3 protein-coding genes are annotated in these 21,605 nt (G+C 71.5%); all 3 read left to right on the forward strand.

All coding sequences use genetic code 11. The features are described from left to right. The first annotated feature begins 12 nt into the window (after positions 1-12). The 3 genes from ACGFNU_RS36410 to ACGFNU_RS36420 are packed head-to-tail and all read left to right on the forward strand — an operon-like array spanning position 13 to position 21,588. Entirely contained in the window at positions 13-7,788 is a 7,776-nt protein-coding gene (locus tag ACGFNU_RS36410) for an amino acid adenylation domain-containing protein (RefSeq protein ID WP_392601118.1), read from the forward strand. Further along, the gene (locus ACGFNU_RS36415) at positions 7,788-16,619 is read left to right on the forward strand and encodes an amino acid adenylation domain-containing protein (protein ID WP_392601119.1); all 8,832 of its coding nucleotides are present in this window, start codon (positions 7,788-7,790) and stop codon (positions 16,617-16,619) included. Before ACGFNU_RS36410 ends, ACGFNU_RS36415 begins: the two co-directional genes overlap by 1 nt. A gap of 4 nt (positions 16,620-16,623) precedes the next feature. Continuing rightward, on the forward strand, positions 16,624-21,588 hold the full coding sequence (locus ACGFNU_RS36420) for an amino acid adenylation domain-containing protein (RefSeq protein ID WP_392601120.1): 4,965 nt from the start codon (positions 16,624-16,626) through the stop codon (positions 21,586-21,588). Positions 21,589-21,605 lie beyond the last annotated feature (17 nt).

Here is a 21,605-nt window from a genome sequence, read left to right on the forward strand (position 1 = left end):
TATGGAGAAACAATGATCCCGTTGTCGTTCGCGCAGCGCCGCCTGTGGTTCGTGGACCGGTTCGAAGGCCCGTCGCCGACCTACAACGGCGCCTTCGCCCTGCGGCTGACCGGTGAGCTGAGCGTGGGCGCGCTCCAGTCGGCGCTCCGCGACGTCATCGACCGGCACGAGGTCCTCCGCACGGTGATCGTCGAGGACGAGGACGGCGTCCCGCACCAGCGGGTGCTGCCCGCCGGCCGCAAGCCGTTCGACCTGCCGGTCGTCGAGGTCGCGACGGAGGAGGAGCGGGCTGCGGCGGTCGGCGGGGAGGCCACCGGGAACTTCGACCTGGCCGCCGACGCGCCGATCCGCGCCAGGCTGATCCGGTGCGGATCGCGCGAGTACACGCTGGTGCTGGTGATGCACCACATCGCCGTGGACGGGGAGTCCTTCGGGCCGCTGTTCCGCGACCTCATCACGGCCTATGTGGCCCGCAGAGAGGGCAGGGCACCGGCGTGGGAGCCGCTTCCGGTGCAGTACGCGGACTACACGCTGTGGCAGCAGGACGTGCTCGGCGACGAGTCCGATCCGGACAGCCTGGCGGCCGGGCAGCTGGAGTACTGGCGGCGGACCTTGGCCGATCTGGCGCAGCCGCTGGCCCTGCCGACCGATCGGCCGCGCCCGAAGGCGATGAGCCACCGCGGCGACACGGTGCGGTTCTCGATCGACCCCGACCTGCTCCGGTCCGTGGAGAAGCTGGCCGCGCAGGCGGACACCACGGTCTCGATGGTCATGCACGCCGCGCTGGCGGTCCTCCTGCACCACCTCGGCTGCGGCGACGACGTGCCCATCGGCGCGCCGATCGCGGGCCGCACCGATGAGGAGCTGCGGGACCTCGTCGGGTTCTTCGTCAACACCTGGGTGCTTCGCGTCGACCTCTCGGGAGACCCGGCCTTCTCCGAGCTCCTCCAGCGGGTGCGGGACCGGGCCCTCGCCGCCTACGACAACCAGGACATGCCGTTCGAGCGGCTGGTGGAGCTGCTGAACCCCGACCGGTCCACCGCCTACAGCCCCTTCTTCCAGGTGATGCTCGCCTGGCAGCCGCCCGTGCCCGACATGGAGTTCCCCGGCCTCGACGTCCGGACCGAAAGGCTCGAGACCGGGACGGCCAAGTTCGACCTGTTCTTCGACATGATCCCGAGCGGTTCGGGCGGAGCGAGCTGCCGTCTGGAGTACGTCACCGACCTGTTCGACAGGGAGACGGTCGAGGACATCGCGAACCGGTTCGTCCGCGTGCTGGGCCGGCTCGCGGCCGACCCGGGGCGCAGGATCGGCTGCGTCGACGTGCTCGACGCGGCCGAGCGGGACCGGCTGCTCACGGGGTTCAACGACACCGCCACCGCGGTCTCCGGGCCGCTGACGGTCCCTGAGCTGTTCGAAGAGCAGGTGGCCAGGACGCCGCACGCCCCGGCGATCGTGTGCGGCGACCGGACGCTGACCTACCGGGAGCTCGACGACCGGGCGAACGGCGTCGCGTGGGAGCTGGTCCGGCGCGGCGCCGGACCGGAGGATCTGGTGGCGCTGGCGTTGCCGCGCACGGAGGACCTGGTGGCCGGCCTGCTCGGGATCCTCAAGTCCGGTGCCGGGTACCTGCCGATGGACCCGCGGTACCTCGGCGGCCGCGCGGTGAGCGTGCTGTCCGAAGCGCGCCCGCGGTTCGCGGTCAGCGACACCGGGACGTGGCGAGACCTGCCGCCCAACGACATCTCGGTCGTCGACCTCGACCACCGCCTCGAATGGGACTCGCCCGAAGGGGCGCCGGGCGACGCGGACCGGATCTCTCCGTTGAGCCCGGACAACCTGGCGTACGTCATGTACACCTCCGGATCCACGGGCACGCCGAAGGGCGCGGCGATCACCCACCGCAACGTCGTCAACGGAGTGCGCGAGCTGGTGCGCGTCCTCGACGCGCCGCCCGGCTGGCGGATGCTGGCCGGCACCTCGGTGAACTTCGACGTGTCGGTCTTCGAGCTGCTGACCACCCTGTCCACCGGCGGCACCGCCGAGGTGGCGCCCGACGTGCTGATGCTCGGCGAGCGGGACGCCTGGGACGGGCACGTGATCAGCGCGGTTCCCTCGGTGCTCGAAGAGCTGGTGGGCCACCTCGGGAAGACGTCCGGGGTGCGCTCGGTCGTGCTCGCGGGCGACGTGCTTCCGGCCCGGTTGGTGCGGCAGGTGCGCGAGTCCCTGCCCGACGCGCAGATCGTGAACTCGTACGGGCAGAGTGAGAGCTTCTACGCCACCACGTTCTCCCTCCCGGCGTCCGAGGAATGGGCGGAGGGCGACGTCGCGCCCATCGGCACGCCGCTGGGGAACATGCGCGCCTATGTGCTGGGGCCGGGGCTCGCCCCGGCGCCGCAGGGCGTGATCGGTGAGCTGTACGTGGCCGGGACCTGCCTCGGCCGCGGCTACCACGGCCGGCCGGACCTCACCGCCGAGCGGTTCGTGGCGAATCCGTTCGGCCCCGCGGGCGACCGGATGTACCGCACGGGCGACCTCGCCCGCTGGAACGCGCGCGGTCGGCTGGAGTGCGTCGGCAGGGCCGACGGCCAGGTGAAGGTGCGGGGCTTCCGCATCGAGACCGCCGAGGTCGAAGCGGTGTGCGCGCGGTACCCCGGGATCAGCCAGGCGGTGGTGGTCAGCCGGGAGGCGCCCGCGGGCGGCCGGCGCCTCGTCGCGTACGTGGTGCACGACGGCGAGGGGGCCGTCGGTGACGACGGTGCCGGCGGCATCGGCGACGTCAACGCGCTGGCCGGCGCCTCGGCCGCCGAGCTGCGCACGTTCGTCGCGGCGCGGCTGCCCGACTACATGGTGCCGTCGGCCTTCGTGACCCTGGGCCGGATGCCGCTCGGGCCGACCGGCAAGCTGGACCGCTCGGCGCTGCCCGAACCGGAGTTCGCCGGCGAGGCCTACCGGGAGCCGCGCACCGAGGCCGAGGTGATCATCACGTCGGCGTACGCGGACGTGCTCGGGGTAGAGCGGATCGGCGTCGACGACGACTTCTTCGCGGTGGGCGGGGACAGCCTGCGGTCGATCCAGGTGGTGGCGCGGGCCCGGGCCCGGGGCCTGGACCTCACCACACGGGAGATCTTCGAGTGCCGCACGGCGGCCCGGCTGGCCGCGGTGGCCGCCGCCCGCCGGGACCGGGTGCCCGTACTCGCGGAGGACGCGGGCGGCGGCGTCGGCCCGATGCCGTTGCAGCCGGTCGCGCGGCACGTGTTCGAGCACGGCGGCGGGATGAACCGGTTCGCCATGGCGATGACGCTGGAGCTGCCCGCGGGCATCGGCGCCGGCGGGCTGGCCGCGACGCTGGACGCCGTGCTCGACCGGCACGACATGCTGCGCGCGCGGCTGGTGCGCGGCGACGAGCTCTCCCTCGTCGTGCCTCCGGCGGGCACCGTGCGGGCGGCGGACCTCATCCGCCAGGTTCCGTGCGACGGCCGGTGGGACGAGCCGTCCTCGCTGGAGACCGCGAAGGCGGAGCTGGACGCCGCGGCCGGGCGGCTCGACCCCGAGGCCGGGATCATGGCGGCCTTCGTCTGGTTCGCCGCCGAGCCCGGTGCGGGCCGGCTGCTCGTGGTGCTCCACCACCTGGTGGTCGACGGTGTCTCCTGGCGCGTCCTCATGTCGGACCTCGCCGAGGCGTGGCGGCAGGTCCGGTCCGGCGGGACGCCCGAGCTGCCCGCAGTCGGGACGTCGGCCCGCCGCTGGGCGTCGGCGCTGCAGGCCGAGGCGCTCTCCCCGGAGCGGGAAGCGGAGGTGGAGTACTGGCGGGACATGCTCGAGGCACCGAACCCGCCGCTGGGCGACCGTGCGTTCGACCCGGCGGTGGACGTGATGTCCACGGTCGCCGCCGTGCGGGTGGAACTGCCGGCCGACGTCACCGAGGCGGTGCTGACCAGGCTGCCCGCGGCGTTCCGAGGCACCGGGACCGATGTGCTGCTCGCCGCGCTCGCCCTGGCGGTGAACCGGTGGAGCGGCGCCGACCGCTCGACCCTCGTCCGGCTGGAGGGGCACGGCCGCGAGGAGGACGTCGTCCCCGGAGCCGACCTCTCCCGGACCGTCGGGTGGTTCACCAGCATGTACCCGGCCCGGATCGACGTGCGCGGGGTCGACCTGGCCGACGTGCTGGCGGGCGGCCCATCGGCGGGGAAGGCGATCAAACTGGTCAAGGAGCAGCTGCGCGGCATCCCGGACAAGGGCGTGGGATACGGGCTGCTGCGCCATCTGAACCCCGAGACCGCCGCGCAGCTCGCCGACCATCCGGCGCCGCAGATCGGCTTCAACTACCTCGGCCGGATCTCCGGCGCCGACGTGCCCGAACACCTGCGCGCGGACGGCTGGGGACCGGCGTCCTGGTCCGCCGAACTGGCCCCGGCGCCCGACCCGGACCTGCCCGCGCTGTCCGCGCTGGAGATCGGCTCGGTCGCCACGGAGACCGCCGGCGGCACCCGGTTGCAGACCGCCTTCATGTTCCCCACCGGGGTGCTGCCGGAGGAGCGGGCCACCGAACTGGCCGAGCTCTGGGCCGAGGTGCTGCACGGCATGGCCGCGTACGCCGCGCGCCCGGACATCGGCGGGCTCACGCCCTCGGACGCCCCGCTCGTTCCGGTGCGGCAGGACGAGATCGAGGACTGGGAGGCACGCTACGGCCGGCTGGCCGAGGTGTGGCCGCAGGCCCCGGGACAGTCCGGCCTCCAGTTCCAGGCCGCGGTCGCCGACGGCTCCTTCGACGTCTACCACATGCAGTTCGTGCTGCACCTGTCCGGCGACGTGGACGCGGCGCGCCTGCGGTCGGCGGGGCAGGCGCTGCTCGACCGGTACCCGAACCTCCGCTCCGCCTTCCTCACCGGAGCCGGCGGCGATCCGGTCCAGGTCGTGCCCGAACACGTCGCCCTGCCCTGGCGGCACATCGATCTGACCGGTCGCGGCGAAGCCGGGCAGAACGCGGCGCTCGGCGACGCCCTCGCCGCCGACCGGGCCGACCAGCTCGACCCCACCCGGCCGCCGCTGTTCCGCCTGACCCTGCTCACCTGCGGGCCGCGGCGGGCGAAACTCATCATCACGGCGCATCACACCCTGTTCGACGGCTGGTCGTCGTCGCTGGTGATCACGGATCTGATCCGGCTGTACTCCGGGGCCTACGAGCTTCCCCCGGTCCGGAGCTACGGCGACCACCTGGCCTGGCTGTCCACGCGGGATTGGGAGGCCTCGGCCGCCCGATGGGCCGCCGAGCTCGCCGGACTCGACCAGCCGACCCTCGTCGCGCCGGCGGCTCCCGTCCAGGAGACGGCGTCCGCCCTCGGGCGGGTCGAGGTCCCCCTGCCGGTCGACAAGGGGCGCGAGCTCGCCCGGCGCGCCGCGGAACTCGGCGTCACGCTGAACACGCTCCTGCAGGGCGCGTGGGGCATCCTGCTCTCGAAGCTGACCGGGCGGCAGGACGTGGTGTTCGGGGCCGCCGTCAACGGCCGCCCGGCGGAACTCCCCGGTTCGGACCAGATGGTCGGCCTGTTCATCAACACCCTGCCGACCAGGGTGTTCTGCAGGCCCGACCACAGCGTGGGCGACGTCATCAGCGAGTTGCAGGACCGGCAGACCGCCCTGCTCGACCACCACTACTACGGCCTGGCCGACATCCAGCGCGGCGCCGGGCTGCCCGCCCTGTTCGACACGATCATCGTGTTCGAGAACTATCCGGTCGACCGCGAGGGCGTCGTCGACGCGAACATCGCGGCGGGCTTCACGATCGACGCCATCCGGCCGTTCGCGGGCTCGCACTACCCGCTCACGCTCAACGCCGCCGACCCCTACCTGCGGCTCTCCCTCGACTACCAGAACAACCTCTACGACCGCGACGCGGCCGAGGGGATCGCCGCCCGGCTCGTCCGGGTGCTGGACCAGGTGCTCGAAGACCCCGGCACGCGTCTCGCGGACATCGACGTGCTGGACGGGGACGAGCGGAAGTGGTTGCTGCATGGGGTGAACGACACGGTCGAGCCGACGCTGGAGCCGGGGCTGGTGGAGGCGGTTTCCGGGCAGGCGAAGGCGACGCCGGATGCGCTCGCTGTCGTCGGCGAGGAGAACTCGCTGACCTATGGGGAGTTGGAGGCGCGGGCGAATCGGCTGGCGCGTTGGCTGGCCGGTCGTGGTGTGGGGCCGGAGTCGCTGGTGGCGGTGTGCCTGCCGAGGTCGGTGGATCTGGTGGTGGCGTTGCTGGCGGTGGTGAAGGCGGGTGCGGCGTATATCCCGATCGATCCGGATCATCCGCGTTCTCGGATCGACTACATCCTCCAGGACGCGAAACCGGCGCTCCTCATCGACACCGAGGCGCTGGCCGGTGTGGATTGTTCGGGATATCCCGACTCGGCACCGGAGACGGAGGTGGCGCCGGACAACACCGCCTATGTGATCTACACGTCGGGGTCGACGGGCAATCCGAAGGGCGTGGCGGTTTCGCGGGGTGCGCTGGCGAATTTCCTGGCGACGATGAGCCGGCGGGTGCCGTTGTCGTCCGCGGATCGGCTGCTGGCGGTGACGACGGTCTCGTTCGACATCGCAGCGCTGGAGCTGTACCTGCCGCTGATCTCCGGTGCGGCGGTGGTGCTGGCAGGGGAGCAGGACGCCGTTTCCCAGTCTTCGGCCGTGGAGGTGCTGCGCCGTAACGGGGTCACCGTCGTGCAGGCCACGCCCGCGTTCTGGCAGATGCTGCTCATGGACGAGCCGGACGCCGCGGCGGGTCTGCGGGTCCTGGTCGGTGGGGAGGCTCTGCCTGGACGGCTGGCCGAGGCGCTCGCCGGCCAGGCCGCCGAGGTGTTGAACGTCTACGGCCCGACGGAGACGACGATCTGGTCGACCATGGCGCCCGTCGAGACCGGGGCGCAGGTGGCGATCGGGTCGCCGATCGGGAACACCCAGGTGTACGTGCTGGACTCTGGGCTGCGTCCGGTCCCGCGTGGGGTGCAGGGTGAGCTGTACATCGCCGGTGACGGGCTGGCCCGGGGCTACTTCGGCCGCCCTGGGCTGACCTCGGAGCGGTTCGTGGCGTGCCCGTTCGGTCCCGAGGGTGCGCGCATGTACCGCACAGGCGATCTGGTGCGCTACGGCGGCGACGGTCGGCTGGAGTACATCGGCCGTACCGACTTCCAGGTGAAGGTCCGGGGTTTCCGGATCGAGCTGGGCGAGATCGAGCATGTACTGGCTGAACATCCCGATGTGGGGCAGGCCGTCGCGGTGGTGCGGGAGATCCGTGCCGGTGACCAGCGGCTCATCGCGTACGTGGTGCCGGACGGCAAGGCGGACCCCTCCGGGCTCGACATCGAGGCGTTGACAGATCTGCTCCGGGAGCGCGTGCCGGAGTACATGGTCCCGTCGGCGATCGTGCCGATGGCCGAATTCCCCACCACGCCGAACGGCAAGCTCGACCGCGCCGCGCTTCCCGCGCCCGACCACACCCCCGCCACGACCGGACGGGAACCGCGCGACCGGCGTGAGGAAGTCCTCTGCCGGCTGTTCGCCGAGCTTCTCGAACGGGAGAAGGTCGGCATCGACGACGACTTCTTCGCCTTCGGCGGGCATTCGCTGCTGGCGACCCGGCTGATCGGCCGGATCCGCAACGAGCTCCATGTCGACGTGAAGGTCGCGATGGTGTTCCGCAATCCGACCGTCGCCCAGCTGGCGGCTCGCATCGAGGAGCTGAAGACGTCGAACCGCCCCCGGCTGCGCAGGATGACGGTGGAGGAGCAGCGCTGATGATCCCCTTGTCCTTCGCCCAGCGCCGGTTGTGGTTCCTCGATCGCCTGGAAGGCAGGTCCGCGACCTACAACTTCCCGTTCGCGCTGCGCCTGGAGGGGCCACTGGACACGGCGGCTCTGGCCGCGGCGGTGACGGACGTCGCGACCCGGCACGAGAGCCTGCGCACCCTCATCGCCGAGAACACGGACGGCACGCCGGAACAGCGGATCCTGCCCCCGGAGGAGGCGATCCTCCCCTTCCGCGTGGCCGACGTGGCCGCGGACGCGGTCGACGGCTCGATGCATGAGGCCGTGTGCGAGGGGTTCGACCTGGACACGGACCTTCCCCTGCGGACCACCGTCTTCCGCGTCTCTCCGCGGGAACACGTGCTCCTGTTCGTCTTCCACCACATCGCCACGGACGGCGCGTCGATGGCGCCGTTCCTCCGGGACCTGATGTCGGCGTACTCGGCCCGCCACCGGGGGAAGGCGCCGGAGTGGACACCGCTGCCGGTGCAGTACAAGGACTACACGCTGTGGCAACGGCAGCTCCTCGGCGACGAAGCCGACCCGGAGAGCATCGTCGCGGCGCAGCTGGACCACTGGCGGCGGGAACTGGCCGGGGTGCCGCAGCCGGTGCGGCTGCCGCTGGACCGGCCCCGGCCGGCGGTGGCCGGCCACCACGGCGGCCATGTCGACCTCGTGCTGGAACCGGAGCTGGTCGCCGGCCTCGGGAAGCTGGCCGCAGACCGCGGCGCCACGGCGCCGATGGTGGCCCAGGCCGCGCTGGCGGTGCTGCTGCAGAAGCTGGGCGGCGGCGACGACGTGACGATCGGCAGCCCGATCGAGGGGCGCACCGACGAGGCCCTGGCCGATCTGATCGGCCTCTTCATCAACACCTGGGTCCTGCGCGCCGACCTGTCGGGTGACCCGTCGTTCGGCGAACTGGTCGAGCAGGTGCGGGACAAGGCCCTCGCCGCCTACGACAACCAGGACCTGCCGTTCGAGCGGCTGGTGGAGCTCCTCAACCCGGACCGCTCGACCTCGTACCAGCCGCTGTTCCAGGTGATGCTGGCCTGGCAGTTCCTGTGGCCGCGGATCGAGATGCCGGAGCTGCGGGTCACCCCCGTCCCGGCGGGCACCGGCACCGCGAAGCTCGACCTGTACTTCAACATCATCCCGAACGAGTCCGGGGGAGTGTACGGGCGGCTGGAGTACGCGACGGAACTCTTCGACCACGACACGGCCGTCGACATCGTCCACCGGTTCGCGCTCGTCCTGAGGCAGGTGGTCGCCGACCCCGGCACGCGTCTCGGTGATATCGACGTGCTGCGTGAAGACGAGCGGCGGTGGCTGTCACATGGCGTGAACGACACGGCCGAGCCGGCGCTGGAGCGGGGCCTGGTGGAGTCGGTGGCCCGTCAGGCGGTGGTGTCGCCGGATGCGCCCGCCGTCATCGGCGAAGAGGTGTCGCTCTCCTACGCGGAGCTGGAGGCGCGGGCGAACCGGCTGGCGCGTTGGCTGGCCGGTCGTGGTGTGGGGCCGGAGTCGCTGGTCGCCGTGTGCCTGCCGCGGTCGGTGGATCTGGTGGTGGCGTTGCTGGCGGTGCTGAAGACCGGTGGGGCCTACGTCCCGATCGATCTGGATCACCCGCGCTCTCGGATCGACTACATCCTCCAGGACGCGGACCCGGTGCTCGTCCTGGACGCCGAGGCGCTGGCCGGCGCGGATTGGCCGGGGTCGCCGGACGTGGCGCCCGAGGTGGCCGTCTCGCCGGAGAACACGGCGTATGTGATCTACACGTCGGGGTCGACGGGCAGCCCGAAGGGCGTGGCGGTTTCGCGGGGGGCGTTGGCGAATTTCCTGGCGACGATGAGCCGGCGGGTGCCGTTGTCGTCTGCGGATCGGCTGCTGGCGGTGACGACGGTCTCGTTCGACATCGCAGCGCTGGAGCTGTATCTCCCGCTGCTCTCAGGAGCGGCAGTGGTGCTCGCGGGGAGGGACACCGTTTCCGATCCGCCGGCCTTGGTGGCGATGACGCACCGCCACCAGGTCACCGTGGCCCAGGCCACGCCCGCCTTCTGGCAGATGCTGCTGACCCACGAACCCGGCGCCGCGAAGGGGCTACGCGTGCTGGTGGGCGGGGAGGCTCTGCCGGCTCCGCTCGCCGAGAACCTGGCCGACCAGGCCGCCGAGGTGCTGAACGTCTACGGTCCGACGGAGACGACGATCTGGTCGACCATGGCGCCCGTCGAGACCGGGGCGCAGGTGGCGATCGGGTCGCCGATCGGGAACACCCAGGCGTACGTGCTGGACTCTGGGCTGCGTCCGGTCCCGCGTGGGGTGGCGGGTGAGCTGTACATCGCGGGTGACGGGCTGGCCCGGGGCTACTTCGGCCGCCCTGGATTGACCTCGGGACGGTTCGTGGCGTGCCCGTTCGGCCCTGCCGGTGCGCGGATGTACCGCACCGGTGATCTGGTGCGGTGGGGCAAGGACGCTCGGCTGGAGTACATCGGCCGGACGGACTTCCAGGTGAAGGTCCGGGGTTTCCGGATCGAGCTGGGCGAGATCGAGCACGTGCTCGCCGCGCATCCCGGCGTGGCGCAGACCGCCGTCGTGGTGCGGGAGGACCAGCAGGACGACAAGCGCCTCGTCGGTTACGTGGTGCCCAAGCCCGACGCGGTGTCGGCGGCTGACGCAGGCGCTCAGGTCGACGAGTGGCAGCAGGTGTACGACGAAAGCTACACGGCCTCCAACGACCAGCCATTGGGTGAGGACTTCCAGTTGTGGAGGTCGTCGTATGACGGTGAGCCGATTCCGCGTGAGCAGATGCTGGAGTGGCGGGATGCCGCGGTGGCGCAGGTGTTGCGGTTCGAGCCGCGGCGTGTGCTGGAGATCGGCGTGGGGTCGGGTCTGCTGCTGGCGAAGATCGTCGGCGAGGTGGAGGAGTACTGGGGCACCGACATCTCGGCGACGGTCGTGGATCGGGTCCGCGCTCAGGCTGAGCGCGCCGGTCTGGGCGGCCGGGTCCGGCTGAGCGCCCAGGCGGCGGATGACGTGTCGGGGTTGCCTCGCGCCGCGTTCGACACGGTCGTGCTGAATTCGGTGGTGCAGTACTTCCCGAGCGCCGACTACCTGGATCAGGTGCTGCGCGAGGTCATGGGCCTGCTCGCGCCCGGTGGCCGGGTGATCGTCGGCGACGTTCGCAACGCCGCGACGGTGCGGGTTCTGCTGGCGGCGGTGCAGCGCGCGGCGCATCCCCACGCCTCGCACGAGCAGCTGCGGACGCTGGTGGAGAAGGAACTGCTCGCCGAACGCGAGCTGGTGATCGCTCCAGAGTGGTTCAACGAGTGGGCCCAGCACCGATCGGTCGGGGTCGACGTCCGGTTGAAGAGCGCGGTCGCGCACAACGAACTGTCCCGGCACCGCTACGAGGTCGTGCTTTACAAGGAACCCGCCGACGTGCTCGACCTCAACGGTGCGCCGGCGGTGGCGTGGAGCAGGGAAGTGCTTGACCTGGACGGCCTGTGCCGCTTCGCGGATCAGGTGGGTGGCCCGGTGCGGGCGACCGGGATACCCAACGCGCGCCTGGCCGAGGAGGCCGCCGCGGCTGTCGGGATAGGCGTCCTTGACCCGGCGTCTGCGCCGGCCGGGCCGGCCGACCCGGAGGAACTGCGCCGTGCGGCGCGTGGGCATGGGCGGGACGCGATCGTCACCTGGTCCGGTGACGACGCGCGCTGTTTCGACCTGGTGCTGCTGCCGGGCCACCGGGACGAACACCAGGACGGGCGGCGGATCGTCTCCGGCGGGTTCGTTCCCGGCGGCACGGGCGGAAGGCCGCGGGCGAACACCCCCGCGCTCGCCAGGTCGATCGGCCCGCTGCTCGCCGAGCTGCCCGAATACCTGCGCGGCCGCCTCCCGGACTACATGGTGCCGTCCACGCTGGTGCCCCTCTCGGAGATCCCGCTGACCCCGAACGGGAAGCTCGACCGGCGAGCACTGCCGGTGCCGGACCACGCGCGGGAGGCGACCGGCCGGGCTCCGCGCACCCGGCTCGAGGAGACCCTGTGCGCGCTGTTCGCCGAAGTGCTCGGGGTGGCGAGCATCGGCCTCGACAACGACTACTTCGCACTCGGCGGCGACAGCATCCGTTCCGTCCAGGTCGTCGCGCGGGCCAAGGCCCGTGGCGTGACGGTCAGCGTGCGGGAGATCTTCGAGCACCGCACGGTCGCCCGGCTCGCGGAACTGATCGAGGGAAGGGACGAGGAGGGCCCCGCCCTGGCCGAGCTGCCGGGTGGCGGCGTCGGGTGGGCTCCGTTGCCTCCGGCGGTGGCGCCCGATCTCGCGCTCGGTGGCGCCATCGGCGCGTTCTGCACCTCAAGGGTGCTGATCCCGCCCGGGGACGTCGACCGCCCGGAGCTGGTCGCGGTGATCCAGGCCGTGCTGGACCGGCACGACGTGCTGCGCGCCCGGCTCGACAGAGCGGAGCCCGGCCTGCTGATCGGGCCGCCCGGCGGCGTGGCCGCCGAAGCGCTGCTGCGGACGGTCCGCCGCGATGACACTGGCGGTGACCCGGTTCTCGCCGAGCTCGAAGCCGCCGCGGGCCGCCTGGACCCGGACGCGGGCGTCATGGCGCAGTTCGTGTGGCTCACCTCGGACTCGGACGCCGACCGGCTGCTGGTCGTCGTGCACCGCCTGGTCATGGACCGCGTCTCCTGGGGGATCCTGGTCCCGGACCTGGTTCTCGCCTGGCGGCGGGCACGGGAGGCCCGGACTCCGGCACCGGCGCGGGTGGGCACCTCGTTCCGCCGATGGGCACACGCCCTGGCCGGCGAGGCGGCCGACCCGGCGCGGGTGGCGGAACTGCCGTTCTGGCAACAGATTCTGCGCGACGAGGAGCCCGTGCTCGGGGCACGGGAGCAGGAGCCGGACCGAGAGCGTGGCGTCGCGGACACGGTGCAGGTCAACGTGCCCGCAGATGTCACAGAGACCTTGCTGGACCGGCTGCCCTCGGCGTTCCGCGCCGACGCCGACGACGGCTTGCTCGCCGGATTGGTGCTGGCGCTGGCCCGCCGGCGCGAGTCGCGCGGCCTGCCGGAGGCGCCGGCGCTGGTCCGGCTGGAGAGCCGGGACCGGGACGAGCAGGTGGTGCCCGGCGCCGACCTGTCCCGCACGATCGGGTGGCTCACCGCGGTGTTCCCGATGCGGCTGGAACTGCCCGGCATCGACGTGGCGGAGGCGTTCGCCGGTGGTCCGGCCGCCGGACGAGCGATCAAGGCCGTCAAGGAGCAGCTGCGGGCGGTACCGGGCGACGGCGCCGGCTACGGCCTCCTGCGCCACCTCAACCCGGACACCGCCGCCGAGCTCACCGGTGACCGGGAACCACCGATCGGTTTCACCTACCACGGCTCGTCCTCCGGCGCGGACCTCCCCGCGGACCTGCGCGGCCTGGGATGGGAGCTGGACACGGCACACCGGGACCTGGCCGCCGGGCCGGGCGGGAACGCACCGGTGCGGTCCGAGCTGGAGATCGATGCGGTTGCCGACGGGGACGGGCTGACCGCGTGCTTCAGCTTCCAGTCTGGTGTGCTGTCCCGTGCCGAGGTGACCGAGCTGGCCGGGCTGTGGGTCGAGGCGCTGACCGGCCTGGCCCGGCACGCTTCGGCCCCGGGCGCCGGTGGGCTGACTCCGTCGGACGCACCGCTGGCCGGGGTGCGCCAGCAGGAGATCGACACATGGGAGGACCGGTTCGGCCGGCTGTCCGAAGTGTGGCCGGTGACCCCGGTGCAGTCCGGGATGTTGTTCCACACGATGCTGGCCGGCACGTCGTTCGACGCCTACCACACGCAGTGGGTCTTCCACCTGTCCGGCGAGGTCGACCCGGAGCGGCTGCGGCGGGCCGGCCAGGCGCTCCTGGGACGTTACGCCAACCTCCGCGCGGCGTTCGTCGACCAGGCGGACGGCGACATCGTGCAGGTGGTGCCGGAAACGGTGTCCCTGCCGTGGCAGCACCTCGACCTGACCGCGGCCGGTGCGGCGGAACGGGACCAGGCGTTCGAGCGATTCCTCGCGCGGGACCTGGCCGCCCACTTCGACGTGAGCGCCCCGCCCCTGATCCGGCTGGCGCTCGCCGTCCTGGAGCCCGATCGGGCCGAACTCGTGCTGACCGCCCACCACGCGCTGTTCGACGGCTGGTCCATGCCCCTGCTGATGCGGGACCTGCTGTCGCTCTACTCGTCCGACGGCGATCCGACGGGCCTGCCCGGTACCCGCAGCTACGGTGACTTCCTGTCGTGGCTCGCACGGCAGGACCGTGACGAGGCCGCGGGTGTATGGGCGGCCGAGCTCGACGGGGTGGACGAACCCACCTTGCTCGTGCCACGCGCGGGCGGGCAGCGCGATCCCGAAGGCTTCGCGCACATCGAGATGACGTTCGAAGACGTGGACGGCCTGTCCCGGCGGGCCGCGCGACTCGGCGTCACGCTCAACACCCTCGTCCAAGGCGCGTGGGCCGTGCTGCTCGCGGAACTCACCGGGCGGACGGACGTCGTGTTCGGCGCCACCGTGGCAGGCCGCCCGGCCGCCCTCATGGACGGCGGCGACATGGTCGGCCTGTTCATCAACACCATCCCCGTCCGGGTACGCTGCGAGCGGCAGGACACCCTCGCCGGCCTGCTCACCGCGCTGCAGGACCGGCAGGCCGCGTTGTTCGACCACCATCATCACAGCCTCGCGGAGATCCAGCAGGCCACCGGGCTGAGCGCGCTGTTCGACACCCTGGTGCTCTTCGAGTCGTTCCCCGTCGACACCGGAGCGCTCGACGCGGCCGACTCCTCGGCCGGAATCGCCGTCACCGGGGCGCGGCCGTTCGCCGGCACGCACTACCCGGTCACGCTGACCGCCGTGCCCGCCCCGCGATTGCAGCTTTCCATGCAGTACCAGAAGGACCTGCTGGATGCGGACACCGCGGCCGGCATCGCCGACCGCTACACCCGGATACTCGGCCAGTTCCTCGCCGACCCCGGCACGCGCCTCGGGGACATCGACGTGCTGGGCGAGGACGAGCGGCGGTGGCTGCTGCACGAGGTGAACGACACGGCCGAGCCGACGCTGGAGCCGGGACTGGTGGAGGCGGTGGCACGGCGGGCGGCGGTGACACCCGATGCTCCGGCCGTCATCGGCGACAAGGCGTCGCTGTCGTACGCGGAGCTGGACGTCAGGGCGAACCGGCTGGCGTCGTGGCTGATCGGCCGTGGTGTGCGGCCGGAGTCGCTGGTGGCCGTCCGCCTGCGGCGGTCCGCGGATCTCGTGGTCGCGCTGCTGGCGGTGCTCAAGGCAGGCGCCGCCTATGTCCCGATCGACCCGGACCATCCGCGCTCTCGGATCGGCTACATCATCGGCGACGCGGATCCGGTGCTGGTGCTGGACGACGACGTGCTGGCCGGCGCGGACTGGCCGGGGTTGCCGGACGCGGCGCCCGAGGTGGCCGTCTCGCCGGAGAACACGGCGTATGTGATCTACACGTCGGGGTCGACGGGCAATCCGAAGGGCGTGGCGGTTTCGCGGGGTGCGCTGGCGAATTTCCTGGCGACGATGAGCCGGCGGGTGCCGTTGACGCGTGAAGATCGGTTGTTGGCGGTGACGACGGTCTCGTTCGACATCGCGGCGCTGGAGCTCTATCTCCCATTGATCGCCGGTGCCGCGGTGGTGCTGGCGGGGGAGAAGGACTCCGCTTCCGATACGTCGGCGGTGGCGATGATGCGCCGTCACGGGGTGACCGTCGTGCAGGCCACGCCGGCGTTCTGGCAGATGCTGCTGACCCACGAGCCGGACGCCGCGAAGGGGCTTCGGGTCCTGGTGGGCGGTGAGGCCCTGCCCGCCCCGCTGGCCGAGACGCTGGCCGGCCAGGCCGTCGAGGTGTTGAACGTCTACGGTCCGACGGAGACGACGATCTGGTCGACCATGGCGCCCGTCGAGGCCGGGACGGCGGTGGCGATCGGGTCGCCGATCGGGAACACCCAGGTCTACGTCCTCGACGCGCGGTTGCTGCCGGCTCCCCGCGGGGTCGCGGGCGAGCTCTACATCGCCGGTGACGGATTGGCCCGGGGCTACTTCGGCCGCCCCGGACTGACCTCGGAGCGGTTCGTGGCGTGCCCGTTCGGCCCTGCCGGTGCGCGCATGTATCGCACTGGAGATCTGGTGCGGTGGGGGAGGGACGGTCGGCTGGAGTACATCGGGCGTACCGACTTCCAGGTGAAGGTCCGGGGTTTCCGGATCGAGCTGGGCGAGATCGAGCACGTGCTCGCCGCGCATCCGGGTGTGGCGCAGGCCGTCGCGGTGGTGCGGGAGGTTCGCGCCGGGGACCAGCGGCTGATCGCGTACGTGGTGCCGGACGGCGGGGCGGACCCGGCCGGGCTCGACGTCGAGAGTCTGAAGGCCCTGCTGCGGGAGCGCGTGCCGGAGTACATGGTCCCCTCGGCGATCGTGCCGATGACCGAATTCCCCACCACACCGAACGGGAAACTCGACCGTGCTGCGCTCCCCGCACCCGACCGTTCCGGAGCCGCGGCCGGACGGAAGCCCCGAAACCAGCGCGAGGAGACCCTGTGCGCCCTGTACGCGGAGGTGCTCGGGCTGGAGAGGGTCGGCATCGACGACGACTTCTTCGCCCTCGGCGGGCACTCGCTCCTGGCCACCCGGCTGATCAGCCGCGTCCGCACCGAGCTGGGGGTCGAGATTCCCATCCGCACGTTCTTCGACCTGCCGACGGTGTCCGCGCTCGCCGCGTGGTCGGAGAGGCCCGCCGCTCGCCGCCGTCCCGCCTTGCGCAAGATGACCGTAGAGGAGTGAGGCAATGATCCCGCTGTCGTTCGCGCAACGGCGCATGTGGCTCCTGCACCAGCTGGAAGGGGCGTCGGAGACCTACAACATGTCGGCGGCGTTCCGGCTCACCGGCCCCCTGGACCAGGCCGCCCTCGCCGCGGCGATCCGCGACGTGATCGACCGGCACGAGATCCTGCGCACCACGTACGGCACGAACGGCGACGGAGAACCCCACCAGCGGATCCTGCCGATGGCGGAGGTGCCGACGCGGGTGCCGGTCTTCGAGGTGGCGCCCGGGGAGGTGTCCGACGCGGTCGGCAAGGCCGTCGCGCACCATTTCGACCTGGCGGCCGAACTCCCGGTACGGGCGAGCCTGTTCCGCTGCTCCCCTGAGGAGCACGTCCTCGTCCTGGTCATCCATCACATCGCCATGGACGGCAGCTCGGGCGCGCCACTGGCACGGGACATCGCCGACGCCTACACGGCCCGCAGGGACGGCCGGGCACCGGAGTGGGAGCCGTTGCCCGTGCAGTACAAGGACTACACGCTGTGGCAGCGGGAGTTGCTCGGCGACATCGCCGACCCGGGCAGTCTCGCCGCGGAGCAGGTCGAGTACTGGCGCATGGAGCTGGCCGGGGTACCGCAGCCGCTGAGCCTGCCGCTGGACCGCCCGCGGCCCGCGGAAGCGAGCCCGCACGGCGACACGGTCGACTTCGTCGTTGAACGCGACGTGGCGGCCGGACTGGAGAAGCTCGCCGCCGAGCGCGGGACGACCATGTCGATGCTCCTGCAAGCCGCACTGGCGGTGCTGCTGCACAAGCTCGGCGGCGGCGAGGACGTGACGATCGGCAGCCCGGTCGCCGGGCGGACCGACGAGGCGCTGGCCGAGCTGGTCGGATTCTTCGCCAACACCCTGGTGCTGCGGGCCGACCTCTCCGGCGACCCGTCGTTCACCGGCCTGCTCGCGCAGGTGCGGGACAAGGCGCTGACGGCCTACGGGCACCAGGACCTGCCGTTCGAGACGCTGGTCGAGGCGATCAACCCCGACCGCTCCGCGGCGTACCAGCCGCTGTTCCAGGTGATGTTCGCCTGGCAGAACTTCGAGAGGCGGAACCTCGAACTCCCCGGGCTCGACGTGGAGTACGAGCAGGCCCTCACCTCGACCGTCAAGTTCGACCTGTTCTTCAGCATGGCCGCGGACGACGCGGGCGCGCTGAGGGGCGACCTCCAGTACGCGACCCGGCTGTTCGACCGGGACACGGCCGAGGCCATCGCCACCAGGTTCACGCGTGTGCTGGAACGGCTGGTCGATGATCCAGGCGTGTGCGTCGGGGACGTCGACGTGCTGGATAAGGACGAGCGGAAGTGGTTGCTGCATGGGGTGAACGACACGGTCGAGCCGACGTTGGAGCCGGGTCTGGTGGAGGCGGTTTCCGGGCAGGCGGAGGCGACGCCTCAGGCGCCCGCGGTGATCGGCGATGAGGTGTCGCTGTCTTATCGGGAACTGGAGGCGCGGGCGAATCGGCTGGCGCGCTGGCTGACAGATCGTGGTGTGGCACCGGAGTCGCTGGTGGCGGTGTGCCTGCCGAGGTCGGCCGATCTGGTGGTGGCGTTGCTGGCGGTGCTCAAAGCAGGTGCGGCGTATATCCCGATCGATCCGGATCATCCGAGTACTCGGATCGGCTACATCCTTAAGGACGCGGCCCCGGTGCTCCTCCTGGACGCCGAGGCGCTGGCCGATGCGGATTGTTCGCGATACCCCGACTCTGCGCCCGAAGTGGCCGTCTCGCCGAGCAGCACGGCGTATGTGATCTACACATCGGGTTCGACGGGAAACCCGAAGGGTGTGGCGGTTTCGCGGGGTGCGCTGGCGAATTTCCTGGCGACGATGAGCCGGCGGGTGCCGTTGTCGTCCGCGGATCGGTTGCTGGCGGTGACGACGGTCTCGTTCGACATCGCAGCGCTGGAGCTGTACCTCCCGCTGATCATCGGCGCCGCGGTGGTCCTGGCGGAGAAGGAAGTCGTCGCCGAGCCGTCGGCCGTCGTGCAGGTGATGAGCCGTCACGGCGTCACCGTCGTCCAGGCCACGCCCGCGTTCTGGCAGATGCTGCTCACGGACGAGCCGCACGCCGCGGCGGGGCTGCGGGTCCTGGTCGGTGGAGAGGCGCTGCCGGCACGTCTCGCTGAGAACCTGGCCGAACAGGCCGCCGAGGTGCTGAACGTCTACGGTCCGACCGAGACGACGATCTGGTCGACGATGGCGCCGGTGAAGGTCGGGGCGGGTGTCCCGGCGATCGGATCGCCGATCGGGAACACCCAGGTCTACGTCCTCGACGCGCGGTTGCTGCCGGCTCCTCGTGGGGTCGCGGGCGAGCTGTACATCGCGGGTGAGGGTCTGGCTCGCGGGTATCAGGGCCGGCCGGAACTGACCTCGGAGCGGTTCGTGGCGTGCCCGTTCGGTCCTGCCGGTGCGCGCATGTACCGCACGGGTGACCTGGTGCGTTACGGCGGCGACGGTCGGCTGGAGTACATCGGCCGGACGGACTTCCAGGTGAAGGTCCGGGGTTTCCGGATCGAGCTGGGCGAGATCGAGCACGTCCTGGCCGCGCATCCGGATGTTGCGCAGGCCGCCGTCGTGGTGCGGGAGGGCCGGGAGGGCGACAAGCGCCTTGTCGGCTATGTGGTGCCCAAGCCGGATATCGCGGCTGACACCGGCGCTCAGGTGGACGAGTGGCGCCAGGTCTACGACGACGGTTACGCCGAATCCGGTGATGAGGCGTGGGGTGAGGACTTCCAGTTGTGGAGGTCGTCGTATGACGGTGAGCCGATTCCGCGTGAGCAGATGCTGGAGTGGCGGGATGCCGCGGTGGCGCAGGTGTTGCGGTTCGAGCCGCGGCGTGTGCTGGAGATCGGCGTGGGGTCGGGTCTGCTGCTGGCGAAGATCGTCGGCGAGGTGGAGGAGTACTGGGGCACCGACATCTCGGCGACGGTGGTCGACCGCGTCCGCGTCCAGGCCGAGCAGAACGGGCACGGCGAACGCGTCCGGCTGAGCGCCCGACCCGCCGACGACATCTCTGGACTGCCCCGGGCGAGATTCGACACCGTGGTGCTCAACTCGGTGATCCAGTACTTCCCGGACGAGAGCTACCTGGACCGGGTGCTGCGCCAGGCCATGGAATTGCTCGCGCCCGGTGGCCGGATCATCGTCGGCGACGTCCGGAACGCCGCGACGCTCCGGGTCCTGCTGACGGCGGTGCAGCGCTCGGCGCATCCTCACGCCTCGCCCGCGGACTTGCGGACGTTGGTCGACAAGGCGCTGCTCGCCGAGCGGGAGCTGGTCGTCGCCCCGGAGTGGTTCGCCGAGTGGGCGCGTGAACACGCCGATGGTGTGGACGTCCGCTTGAAGGCGGGGCGGGCGCACAACGAGCTCACCCGGCATCGCTATGAGGTCGTGCTCCACAAGGAGCCTGCCGACGTGCTCGACCTGGCCGAGGTGCCGTCGGTGGCGTGGGGCCGGGAGGTGTCCGATCTGGACGGGCTGAGCGGCCACGTGGACCGGGCGGGGGGCCCCGTGCGGGTGACCGGGATACCGAACGCGCGCCTGGCCGACGAGGCCGCTGCGGCCACAACGGCCGGTTCGCGGAGTGAGGCCGTCGCGTCCGGAGGTCCACTCGATCCCGAGGAGGTCACCCGATGGGCGCGGCGGCAGGGACGGGAGGCGGTCCTCACCTGGTCGGGCGAGAACGTCCACGACTTCGACGCGGTGCTGCTGCCCGGGCCGCGGGCCGTCTCCGGCGGGTTCGTCCCGAGCGGCGCGGGCGGACGGGCCCGGGTGAACGCTCCCGCGCTCGCCACGGCGATCGGCCCGCTGCTCACCGAGCTGCCCGGATACCTCCGGGAGCGGCTTCCGGACTACATGGTGCCGTCCGCGCTGGTGCCGCTCCTGGAGATCCCGCTGACCCCGAACGGCAAGCTCGACCGGCGGGCGCTGCCGTCGGAGCACGCGAGCACCGCGGCCGGCCGTGCGCCGCGCAACCTGAGCGAACGAACGCTGTGCTCGCTCTTCGGCGAGCTGCTCGGCCTGGAGAAGGTCGGTATCGACGACGACTTCTTCGCGCTCGGCGGGCATTCCCTCCTCGCCGTCCGGCTCATCGCCCGCATCCGCGACCATTTCGACATCGACGTGCCGCTCAGGACGATCATCAAGTACCCCACGGTGGCCGAGCTGGGCGCGCTGATGCTCGCGAACAGCGTTCCCCAGGAACACGCCGACCCCTTCTCGGTCGTGTTCCCGTTGAACGCCGATCCCGGAACGGGCAAGCCGCCGGTCTGGTTCTTCCACACGGGAGGTGGGCTGAGCTGGGCGTACTTCAGCTTCGAGCCCTACCTGCGGGATCGGCCGCTCTACGCCCTGCAGTCCCGCGGCCTCGACGGCACCGAGGCGCTGCCGGGGTCCGTGGAGGAGATGGTCGACGACTACGTCACCGAGCTGCTCGGGATCCAGCCGGAGGGGCCGTTCCACCTGATCGGCTGGTCCTATGGCGGCACCGTCGTGCACGCCGTCGCGGACGCGCTCGACCGGCGCGGGCACGAGGTCGCCTTCGTGGCCGTCCTGGACTCCCTGCCGGGGCACGAGTTCAAGGAACAGGCCGGCCGGGACCAGTCGGAGTTCCGGAAGGAGCTCGAAGACTTCCACAGCCAGTTCATGAACCTCGGCAACCAGGAACATCTCCTGGACAGCATGTCGAAGGTGCTGATGAACAACATGCACATCATGGCGAAATTCGAATCACCGACATATCGCGGTGATGTGCTCTATTTCAATGCCGAGTCCAAGCCCGAGGGGCTGATCCAGGGATCGTGGGCGCGCCTGTGGCGGCCTTACGTCCTCGGTTCCCTCGAAGTGCACGACGTCCGCGGCACGCATTTCGACATGCACATGCCCGGCCCCGCGGCGGAGATCTTCGAGGTCATCACCCGCAAGCTGGCGGACTGACCGGGACATCGAACGGA

It is taken from the genome of Spirillospora sp. NPDC048911 (assembly GCF_043198015.1).
Classification (GTDB): Bacteria; Actinomycetota; Actinomycetes; order Streptosporangiales; family Streptosporangiaceae; genus Spirillospora.

Bases quoted from the DNA above. Each gene is read 5' to 3' on its own strand.
- ACGFNU_RS36410 (WP_392601118.1), top strand. From the start codon at position 13: ATGATCCCGTTGTCGTTCGCGCAGCGCCGCCTGTGGTTCGTGGACCGG.
- ACGFNU_RS36415 (WP_392601119.1), top strand. From the start codon at position 7,788: ATGATCCCCTTGTCCTTCGCCCAGCGCCGGTTGTGGTTCCTCGATCGC.
- ACGFNU_RS36420 (WP_392601120.1), top strand. From the start codon at position 16,624: ATGATCCCGCTGTCGTTCGCGCAACGGCGCATGTGGCTCCTGCACCAG.